General features: G+C 68.8%; 10 protein-coding genes and 1 pseudogene. 1 reads left to right on the plus strand and 10 read right to left on the minus strand.

Features of this window, described 5'->3' with window-relative positions:
• Positions 1–146 precede the first annotated feature (146 nt).
• From ACWGJB_RS38155 to ACWGJB_RS38195, 9 genes are all read right to left on the minus strand, one after another.
• A complete protein-coding gene (locus ACWGJB_RS38155) occupies positions 147–545 on the minus strand; it encodes a hypothetical protein (protein ID WP_390848992.1) in 399 nt (132 codons plus the stop codon).
• A gap of 2 nt (positions 546–547) precedes the next feature.
• Positions 548–1,954 (minus strand): hypothetical protein, encoded by a 1,407-nt coding sequence (locus ACWGJB_RS38160; RefSeq protein WP_453384643.1) that lies wholly within the window; start codon positions 1,952–1,954, stop codon positions 548–550.
• Between the two features lie 117 nt (positions 1,955–2,071).
• Positions 2,072–2,443 carry a hypothetical protein gene (locus ACWGJB_RS38165; protein WP_362997503.1) on the minus strand — a complete coding sequence of 124 codons (372 nt, stop codon included), beginning with the start codon at positions 2,441–2,443 and terminating at the stop codon, positions 2,072–2,074.
• A 226-nt stretch (positions 2,444–2,669) separates the two neighbouring features.
• The gene (locus ACWGJB_RS38170) at positions 2,670–3,941 is read right to left on the minus strand and encodes a hypothetical protein (RefSeq protein ID WP_453384644.1); all 1,272 of its coding nucleotides are present in this window, start codon (positions 3,939–3,941) and stop codon (positions 2,670–2,672) included.
• Between the two features lie 232 nt (positions 3,942–4,173).
• Positions 4,174–4,956: a hypothetical protein gene (locus tag ACWGJB_RS38175; protein WP_453384645.1), complete on the minus strand. Its 783-nt coding sequence runs from the start codon at positions 4,954–4,956 to the stop codon at positions 4,174–4,176.
• A 73-nt stretch (positions 4,957–5,029) separates the two neighbouring features.
• Complete coding sequence (locus ACWGJB_RS38180) at positions 5,030–5,227, minus strand: DUF5999 family protein (protein WP_453384711.1); 198 nt, start codon at positions 5,225–5,227, stop codon at positions 5,030–5,032.
• A 178-nt stretch (positions 5,228–5,405) separates the two neighbouring features.
• The gene (locus ACWGJB_RS38185; protein ID WP_366017040.1) at positions 5,406–5,684 is read right to left on the minus strand and encodes a WhiB family transcriptional regulator; all 279 of its coding nucleotides are present in this window, start codon (positions 5,682–5,684) and stop codon (positions 5,406–5,408) included.
• 213 nt (positions 5,685–5,897) lie between these two features.
• On the minus strand, positions 5,898–6,395 hold the full coding sequence (locus tag ACWGJB_RS38190) for an ATP-binding protein (protein ID WP_453384646.1): 498 nt from the start codon (positions 6,393–6,395) through the stop codon (positions 5,898–5,900).
• A 331-nt stretch (positions 6,396–6,726) separates the two neighbouring features.
• Complete coding sequence (locus ACWGJB_RS38195; RefSeq protein WP_453384647.1) at positions 6,727–7,374, minus strand: hypothetical protein; 648 nt, start codon at positions 7,372–7,374, stop codon at positions 6,727–6,729.
• A 313-nt stretch (positions 7,375–7,687) separates the two neighbouring features.
• Between ACWGJB_RS38195 and ACWGJB_RS38200 the strand changes: the two genes are divergently transcribed.
• Positions 7,688–8,998, plus strand: coding sequence for a GNAT family N-acetyltransferase (locus tag ACWGJB_RS38200; protein ID WP_453384648.1), 1,311 nt, complete (start codon positions 7,688–7,690; stop codon positions 8,996–8,998).
• A 66-nt stretch (positions 8,999–9,064) separates the two neighbouring features.
• On the opposite strand, the pseudogene ACWGJB_RS38205 reads toward ACWGJB_RS38200, so the two are convergent.
• Positions 9,065–9,349 (minus strand): annotated as a pseudogene (locus ACWGJB_RS38205) (hypothetical protein); the annotation flags it as partial.

The raw sequence follows: 9,349 nt of genomic DNA on the forward strand, positions 1-9,349 counted from the left end.
CCGCCGGTCCTCCCGCGGGGTTTTTATTTTTAGTCCCTGGGCGTTTTGGGGGGCCCCCCCCAGCGGTATTCCACGCTCGGGGGTTTCACCCCGGGGGGGGGCCCCAACGGGCCCCCCCCGCCCTTGGTGGTGTACGTGTCTGGCGCCTACTGCTCGGGCTTGATGAAGCGCCGGTTGGCCATCGGCACGTGGTGGGTGCGGTTGGCGTCCGCCATCCGGCCGTGCTGGGCCGTCGTCTCATCGGCCAGGCCCTGCGCCACGGTGGACAGCGTGTCGGCCGCCGAGACGATCGTGCCGACGTTCGCCGACATGGCCTCCGTCAGCGTCGCGACCTCCATGTACGCGGTGGTGGTCGGCGCGTCGACTTCCAGGACCGTCATCGCATCGGACATGTACTTCGCCGAGGCACCACGCTCATCGAAGCGGGACTTGAGCCGTTCGACGGCCCGCTTGGTGTTGGCTGCGCGGATGCCGTACGCCGCTGCCCTTGCGAGGACGGCGGCGTAGGTGACGATCGCGCCGAGACCACCTTTGGCTTCGCTCATGGTCAGGCTCCCCTCGTCTCGTAGACCTCGGTGTGCGCGGAGGTGTCCTCGGCGTCGACGGCGTCGGAGATGTAGACCTCCCGCTCGGCCACGGACTCCATGTCCTTGGCGATGTCCGCGTAGAGGCCCTGGCCGGCCACCAGGAGGGCCTTGGCCTTCACGACGGCCTCGCCCTGGGCTTTCGTGTTCGACTTCAGCTCGTCGAGCTGCCCGTCGATCACCCCGTACTGCTCCTTGCCGCGGGTGACCCAGCCCATGACCTTCGGTCCGAAGCCGACGCGCTCCATGGCCACGAGCAGGGCGTCGCCGCGGGAGATCTCCCGCTGGCAGCGCTTGCCGATGCGCTCGTACACGACCAGGTCGTCCTCGCACATCAGGGAGAGCTCGTCGCTCTCCTCTTCAACGGACTCGTACGACACCTCTGCTGCCATACGCCCAACTCCTCCTCCGGCGGCGGCCGGTTCCTTGGTGTTCGTCGATTCGGTCTTGGCCGCTCCGGGATCCGTCACGGCAGGTGCGACGGCCGGGTCGGGTTCCGTCGCGGGCGTCGCGGGGTCCGTGACGGATTCCGTCACGGGCGTGCCGTCTGCCGTGACGGGTTCCGTCACGGCTTCCGGGGCCTTCTCCGCGTCGTCTTCGAGCGGGAGGTAGATGGGCTTGAGTCCCGGATTCGTCCGTGGCGGCGCCTCGCCGGTTGCCGGGTCCGTCTCCTCCGAGCTGCGGGGACCGGGCACCGGTACGGGGCCATCTGCGGCTTCCTCAGGGGCTGTTGGGGCCGTTGTGGCTCCCGGGTCCCCCTCGGTGTCCGTTGGGGGCTCAGAGGCCCCCTCAGGGGGCTTCTCGCCCGCTTCAGGCTCCGACGGCGGGTCCGGCCTCGCCAGGGACACCCCTTCGCCCTTGCCGCTGCTGGTTCCGGCCGTCGGCGGGTCCGCCGGGATCGGCGGCACCGCTGGCGGGTCGCGGGGAGGCAGCGGAACGAGCACCGGAGCCGGGTCCGGGTCGCCCTTGGCACGACGGCGCTTGCGGTACTCGCGCAGCGCGCCCTTTCCGGTGTCCTGGGCCCAGGCAACGCCCTGCGCGGTCCACAGGCCGGCGCGGCGCCCTACGGGGGTGGCCACCCGCTCGATGCGGGTGTGTCCGCGGTAGCCCGACCGGAACGCCTCCGGGAGCGTGAGCACCGGGTCGCGTTCCGAGGCTGGCGCCTCCTTCCACGGCGAGACACCGGGCTTGCGTTCGGCCGGCGGAGCGACGCCGTGCTTGTCGGCGATCTTCTGCACGGACTTCTCGTGCCGGGTCTTCTCCCGAAGGATGTCTCGCTGCGCCGGGGACAGCCCCAGCTTCGCCTGCTCGCTCTGCGCGCCATGCGTGTGGACGAGCCACGCGCACGCCGCGAGAAGCAGAACTTCCATCGCATTCCCCTCACGGAGTGCAACCGGGGGGAGTGAACGCGGCCCTCGTGCGCGTACGTACGCGTGTAGGGCCCGGTCGCGTTCATCTCCCCCCGGGGTGAATGAATGAGTGAACGATCACCGCGAGTAGCGGTCGGTGATCCGCTGGAGGGCGTCGCGGACCTCGCGCCAGGCGCGGTTGGCGATCACCGGATCGGGGTCGCGCAGCACGCCGCGCAGCCGGTCCAGTCGCTTGATCGCACCCTCCTTGGCGGACCTCCTGTCCGCCTCTCTGATCTCCTTCGTCCAGTACGCAGATCCGCGTACCGCGTGGCGGTCGGTGGTCTGTTGGAGGAGGCTGCCGACGTCGCGCCAGGCGCGGTTGGCGGCCGCCGGATCGAGTCCGCGCAGCACGCCGTGAAGTCGGTCCAGTCGCTTGATCGCCCCCTCTTTGGGGGATCGCGCGTCCGCCTTTTTGATCTGTTTTGTCCAGTACGCGGATCCGCCCATTGGGCCTGGTTTCCTCCGTTCGTTCGGGGGTCAGATGGGGGGTGCAGAGCGCGCCGGGTCTGCTCGCTGGGTCTGCTTGCCGGGTCTGCGAACGTTCCGCTCACCGGGTCACTCACCAGCTCACTCGCCGGAGTGCTTTTGCTCCCATTTCGACTGCTTCCGGCAGTCGCAGCAAAGGCCAACCCGCCGGGGCGAGTTGGCCTTCACTGGTGGTGCCGGACGCTGCTCAGGCGTCGGTCTTCTCGGGTGTCTCGGACTCCTCGTGCGACATCAGGTGGCCCCAGACGCGGCGCACCCGCTCCTCGCCGCCGACGAAGCCGGCGTCGCGGAAGGCGGTGACGGCCTGGCGGTAGGACAGCGGCGGGTCGTCGGAGTAGCGCAGGTGGCGCAGGACGACCTCGAGCTGTGCTTCGGTCAGCCGCTCGCCCGTCACGGGGGTGGGCACGCCTGCGACGGCCGCGACCTCTTCGAGCGTGACGGTGTGCGCCGACTCCTGTGACGGCGTCTCGCCCGTGACGGAACCGGGCGTGACGGAGCCGTCGACCGTGACGGTTTCCGTCACACCGTCCGCGACGGAGCCCGTGACGGTGTGCGTCACGGTGTCCGTGACGGATTCCGTGGACTGTGACGGCCGCACGGTCGTGTCTCCGCTGACCTGCGTGCCTGTCTTCGTCGCACCCTCCGGGCCGTCCGTGGCGGCGGTGTCACGGGGCGGCGGGTTCGTCACGGGGTGCGTGCCGTCGGTGTGACGGACCGGGTGATCCGTGACGGACCCTGTGCCGGAACCGTCACGCCCGGTCGTGCCGGGCAGTGCGGGCGTGACGGACGCGGTGAGCGCGGGCGTGACGGATGTCAGGTCGAACATGCCGGCCAGCGCGTCGTTCGCGCCTTCCGTCATCCGGTCCCGCTGAACCGTCACGAGGCCCGCGCCGAGCGTCGCGTCGCCCGTGCCGACCTTCTTGGCCAGCTCCCACGACTTCAGGTTCGACTTCTTGCGTGCCTTCCCGTCGGGGTGGTTCGCGGCACGGGCCCGGTGGTAGGCGAGCTGCTGCATCGTCTTCGCGTTCCGGCGCTGGGCCTCCATGTCGACGCCGGTGACCCGGATGACGATGCGGCGGGCCAGCAGGCCCATGCCCTCCGCGGAGGAGCACATGGCCAGCGGTGTGACGGCGAAGACGATCGCTTCGGTGGCGGTCTGCGCGACGGCGGCGCCGGTGCCGGAGGCCGCTGCGGGCAGCAGCCACAGCCCGACCCGGACTGCGGCCGGCGAAGACTGGCCCAGCAGGGTCAGCCCGACGTAGACGAGCGCCAGGGAGAGCGTGGCGCCCTCACCGGCGGCGACCACGCCCCACGCGGTGGCCGAGCGGTGGAAGACGCCGGTGATGTTGCTGTAGGTGCCCCAGGCGCCCAGGCCGGCGAAGACGACCATCGGTACGGCGGCGGCACTGAGGATGATGCGCTGGCCCCGGGTCAGCTTCGCTTCCGGGGGAGGGGACATGGATGTGGGTGTCGGTGCCATGGTTCTTCACTCCTGAAGGCAGTTGGGGGACAAGGAGCCGGGCCCGGGACGGGGGGATGGTCGTACCGGGCCCGGCAGCATGAAGGCCGGCCTCCCGTCGGGGAGGCCGGCCGTGGAGCACGGGATCGGGGGAAGTCCCTGCTGCTCCCTGCCGGTCCCGCCGAGGTGGATCGGCAGGACCGACAGGCGGCCCAGGGGCGAGGGGTGCGGGTCAGACGAGTTCGCGATCGGTCTGGTCCTTGTCGCCGGCCAGGACCTGGACCTCCCGCAGCCGCTCGCGCTGTTCGTCGATCTCCTTGTGGAGCCGGTCGACGAGGCGGTCGCCGAAGCCGCGCCAGCTCAACGTGGAGGGCTTGTAGGCGTCGGGCCAGACGATGTGCCAGTCGGAGGCGTACAGACCGAGCTCCTGCGCGACGGTGCTCAGCGGAAGGTCTTCGTCCTCGCCCGCGACCCGGATCTGCTCCTCGGCGAGCCGTGAGAGCTTCTCCGCGATCTCGTCGAATGCCTCGGCCGCGGACTCGGCGGCGCGTTCGGCGTCGGTCAGCCGCAGCAACTGGGCGCGCCAGTGGCCGTCCTCGGTGGTCCAGAACTCGCGGAAGGTGGCGCGCAGTTGCTCGCGGGAGGCCGTCCAGGCCTCCCACAGCGGTGCGGCCTTCGTCAGAAGCGGTCCAGCCTGCCGACGTAACCGCGCTTTCGACCACAAGATCCGCGCGGCGTCGTATTCGTGCGACAGCGCGGCGGACTGCTCGCGGGTCAACGTCCTGTCGCGGATGGCCTCGAGCGACATCTGCGGCTGCTCTTCCAGGCCGGTGAATGCCTGGAAGGAGTAGGTCATCCACCCCTCGTACCGGCCGGGCTCGGCCCGGACGAAGAGCGGGTGGTGGTAGCGGGAGATGTCCGTGGCCATGGCGGCCCGCGTCGTGGTGCCGGGCTGGTAGCGCGGCATCAGACCGGTGTCGTCCAGCGGTGTCTTGAGGGGAATGAGCTCAGCCATCGATCCTCCAATGATCGAAAGCCCGGGCTCTCCCGGGCTCACAGGCAAAGCAGGCGGGATGCCCGGGATGGGATCAGGCGGTCGCGGGAACCGGCACGGGACGGCACGGGGCGACGATCTGACCGTCGGGCAGCAGTTCACCGGTGTCGTCGAAGACGAAGAGGCCGTTGCACAGCAGGCTCCAGCCCTGCTCCGGATGGCTGGCCACGGTCTGCGCGGCCTCGCGGTCAGGGCTGTCAGCAGGGGGGCAAGTCGGCTCGTGCCGGCACAGCGGCGAGCTGGTCGCGGTCATGGAGGAACTCCCTCAGGGTGTCGGGGACGGTTTGTGTGGACCGGGAGCGAGCGCCGAGGCGCTGGGTGTATCGGTCCCTGCGTTCTCCGCCGCCACCGGGCCGACGGTGGCCGGGCCGGTGGCGACGGGCTGGGCAGGGGCTGCGGGTGATGTGCGGTCAGGCGCTGGCCTGGCGAGCCCGGTTGCGGGCCGCGCGGCGCTTCATGGCGCGGCGCTCGTCCTCGCTCAGGCCGCCCCAGACGCCGGAGTCCTCACCGGACTCGAGCGCCCACTGCAGGCACTGGTCCATGACGGGGCAGCGGCGGCAGACAGCCTTGGCTTCCTCGATCTGCAGCAGCGCCGGACCGGTGTTGCCGATCGGGAAGAAGAGCTCGGGGTCTTCCTCCCGGCAAACGGCGCGGTGCCGCCAGTCGACGCCGGCCTCGGAGGCGGGCATGTGGGCAGCGGAGAGGCTGACGAGGTCCTGGATGTCCTGCATGGGGGTCCTCCGTTGTGATCGCAGATGCGGGCAGCCCCAGGAACGCGGAGTCCCTGGGGCTGCTGGGGGATGGGGGCGGCTGGACGCGGTGATCTCCGGCCCCGCCTGTGCGGTGGTACTGCAGTGGCAGAGGCTGACCTTCCGACCGTCCGCCCCGTACGACAACTGGTCTTACTCAGCCCGCAGGCGGCACCTGATCTGCTTGCCGAGCGGCGACGGCTCGACCGTCCAGTAATCGGTCAGCAGGTCGAGCAGGTGCAGACCGCGTCCGGACATCGCCTCGGCACTGTCCAAGGCGACATCGCGACGGTCCGGCTGACCCGGCACGGCATCGTGAACGATCACCTCGACGCCGGACGGGACGGCGCACACCTCGACGATCAGCACGACGGGCTCGTTCTCCGAACTAGCCCGCACCACGTTGCCCATCAGCTCGGACACCACAAGTTCGGCGGAATCAGCGAGGCCCGGGCCAGCGCCGTACGTCGTCGCCACCGAGCGGGTCAGCACGCGAACAGCGCTGAAGGCCTCCGAGGAGGCCGTCACCTCAGCGCAGAAGCCGCTCCGCCGCTCGGTCAACACCAGACCCGGCAGCGGGTGGGGGACCACGAGTCGTTCGTCCACGGCCGCGGCGTGCAGAGTGCCGGTACCGAAGACAGTGACCGTCACCGGGTCCCACCCCTCTGGTCGTGCTCCCTCGCCCGGCGCAGCGCCTCGTCTTCCTGGCTCGGGTGCTCGTCCCCCTGCGCACCAAGCGGCGCGCGGGATGTCATCATGTTCCTCAGCAAGGTCGTGTTCCTCTCACGCGATGAACTCAGCGACCGACAACGGCCCCGGGGCGCAATCCCGGGGCCGCATCGTTTGTTCGGTTTTCACGAACTGGGGTGGCCTCCCCTAGCAGAGGCCACCCCAGGAGGGCTGCTGACCTGGAAGGCCCTGCTGCCCCCTGCCATCGCCGCTCGTCACACGGGCAGCGATCACAGGTAACGCAGGATCGGGTTCAGGTCTGCGGGATCTGCGCCCTGCGCTGGGTGTCCGTACGGGTCACATCCCGCTGCACCCGGCGCCACTGCGCAGCACGCTGGCGGGCCTCAAGTCGCTCCGCTTGCTGCTCCTTCCGCTGCCTCTGCTCCATTTCAAAGTCGGAGGAGGCCTGCGTCTCACCAAGCCAAACCTCCAGCTCGCGACCCTTCTCGCACCGGCCGCCGCTCTGGCACTTGGCGCAGGCATCGCGGTGAAGCGCGACTGCGGTGCGGGCCCGTTCCAGTACGGCAGGCATTCGCAGCGTCGGTTCCTTGGGAGCCGTCGCCAGACGGCTGACGGCCGGCGCGGTCGCGGTCCGCGGCTTCCGGTTCACCCGGTTCGAGCGGCGCCCGGTCACAGTGGCGTCCGCTTCCGCAACCTTGCGGCCCCATTCAGCGAGGTCCACGTCGATCTCGACTCGGCGGGCGCTGCCCGGGCAGCGACGTCCGTTCTTGCCGCGCTCGGTGCGCTCCAGATGGTGGGGCCAGACGACGTTGCGGCGCAGCGGGTGCCACTCATTGCAGTCCGGACAGACGATGGAGCGGCGCTCGCCTTCACGTAACTGGACGTTGAACACGGGGATCGTGCTGATCTTCAGGGCGGGGCGGGACGTATCGGGCTTCACGCAGACTCCCACGGGCAACGGCTTCGGAACGAGGGGAAGCGGGTGCAGTCTCCGCAGCTCAGGGCACATATCCAGTCCTGAGCACGTGGACACCGCATCGCGTGCGTTGGGGTGGTGCTCCCGCTCGGTGAGGGATCTCGTGGTTCGTCACCTCGGACACGAGCGAGCTATTCAGATGTAGAGGGCATCGGAACTAGTCGAACTAGATTGACTAGTCAATGCGCGATGAGATGATGCTGACACTCTCAGCAAACGGCCGTCAAGAGCTTCGGATAGATTGACTACTCATTACGCGCACCTGTAGATCTGTCCTATGGCAGTCAGCGGGAGGCCTCGAGCCCTCTATCAGCGCATCGCGGACAAGCTCCGCACCGAGATCACGAGTGGCGCACTCGGGCCCGGCTCACGGCTGCCGACAGAGGCCGAAATCGCGACCGAGTGGGAGACCACTCGGTCGACTGCTGTTCAGGGCCTGAAGGTTCTGGTGAACGAAGGGTTGATCATCAGCGATCGCCCACGGGGGTACTTCGTTCGCAGCCGGCGCCCGATGGTCTACAGGCCGCAGGCCGAGTTCAGGAAGCGACCTCTGTCTCCCGAGTTGGACAGCTTCCTGAGCGAGATGGCCACGGAAGGACGCGAAGCGAGTCAACGCATCGAAGTGCAGGTCATAACCCCCACGCCGGAGATCCGCACGCGGCTACGGCTGAGTGAGGGCGATCTCGTGGCCGTGCGGCGTCGCATCCGTTTCTTGGATGGCGTGCCCTACAACACAAACGACTCACACTTCCCGCTCGTCCTGGTTGAGGGCAGCGAGATCATGAATCCCGACGACATCGCTCGGGGCGCCAACACGGTGCTCGCCGAACTGGGCCACGAGCAGGTCCGAGCACTGGACGAGATCCAGATCCGCATGCCGACCCCTGAAGAGGCCGATCGTCTGCAGCTTGGCCCCGGGACACCGGTCGGCGTGCATCTCTGCACTGGCTACACCCAGGACGGCAGACCTGTCCGCACTGTCGTGAACATCCTTCCAGGGGACCGGCACGTCATCACATACGAGCGAAGTCGGCCTCCGCTGGGCTCCGATCCAGTGATTCGACCAGCTATTGAAGGCGACCTGGCCACAGTGACCGAGTTGTGGGAACACGCGGCGGCCTGGCTTCGCGAGCGCGGCATCGACCAGTGGCAGTACCCGCCCCGTTCCGAGCGCATCATGGAGAACATCGCGGCCGGCGAGTGCTGGATCATTGAGGACGATGGCGTTCCCATCGCCACCATCACCGTCGATGACCACGCCGACCGCGATTTCTGGTCGGCCGAGGAAGCAGCTGAGCCGGCTCTCTACGTGCATCGCATGGCTGTCCGACGCGACGTCAGTGGTCTGGAGCTCGGCTCTGCCATGCTCGATTGGGCAAGCCAGCGCGCTGCCGACCAGGGCAAGCAGTGGCTGCGGCTGGACGCATGGAGAGAAAACGGCGATCTGCAGAGCTACTACAGCAGTCGAGGATTCACCCACGTCCGGACGGTCGACGCAAAGGGTCGGCAGAGCGGTGCTTTGTTCCAGCGTCCCGCGGCCTACACGCGCAACGTCGGTCCAAAGCTGATTGAACAGGACATCGGATGACGTATGCCTACACAAGGCCCGTGCAGTGCGGCCATGTCGTTTGTCGCCTTGAATTGCTCGAAGGCCTCACCGGGTAGGCACAGCGAATGGAGCGGCCAAGTGAACCGCTGTGTCTGGGTGCGCTTCCATTCTCTGGTCGTTGTCGTCGGCCGGCCGGAGAGCGTCCAGGGCGGCCTGGAGCGTGGCCGAGTCGCGGCTCCAGCGTTTGGGGGCGATCAGCTTCAGCCTCGGTGCCTCTGGCGGTGCCATGACCTGGCTCTTGCAGTCGACGACGGGGACGAGGCCGAGATTGTGGGTGAAGAGCAGGACGGGCTTTTGCGCGACCAGCGAGCGGAGTTCGAGGCGGGCAAC

Source organism: Streptomyces sp. NPDC054813 (genome assembly GCF_053611365.1).

What these genes read in the sequence shown, in the direction of transcription:
- ACWGJB_RS38155 (WP_390848992.1), bottom strand. Translation starts at nt 545, where the DNA reads ATGAGCGAAGCCAAAGGTGGTCTCGGCGCGATCGTCACCTACGCCGCC.
- ACWGJB_RS38185 (WP_366017040.1), bottom strand. Translation starts at nt 5,684, where the DNA reads ATGCCCGCCTCCGAGGCCGGCGTCGACTGGCGGCACCGCGCCGTTTGC.
- ACWGJB_RS38165 (WP_362997503.1), bottom strand. Translation starts at nt 2,443, where the DNA reads ATGGGCGGATCCGCGTACTGGACAAAACAGATCAAAAAGGCGGACGCG.
- ACWGJB_RS38170 (WP_453384644.1), bottom strand. Translation starts at nt 3,941, where the DNA reads ATGTCCCCTCCCCCGGAAGCGAAGCTGACCCGGGGCCAGCGCATCATC.
- ACWGJB_RS38200 (WP_453384648.1), top strand. Translation starts at nt 7,688, where the DNA reads ATGGCAGTCAGCGGGAGGCCTCGAGCCCTCTATCAGCGCATCGCGGAC.
- ACWGJB_RS38160 (WP_453384643.1), bottom strand. Translation starts at nt 1,954, where the DNA reads ATGGAAGTTCTGCTTCTCGCGGCGTGCGCGTGGCTCGTCCACACGCAT.
- ACWGJB_RS38175 (WP_453384645.1), bottom strand. Translation starts at nt 4,956, where the DNA reads ATGGCTGAGCTCATTCCCCTCAAGACACCGCTGGACGACACCGGTCTG.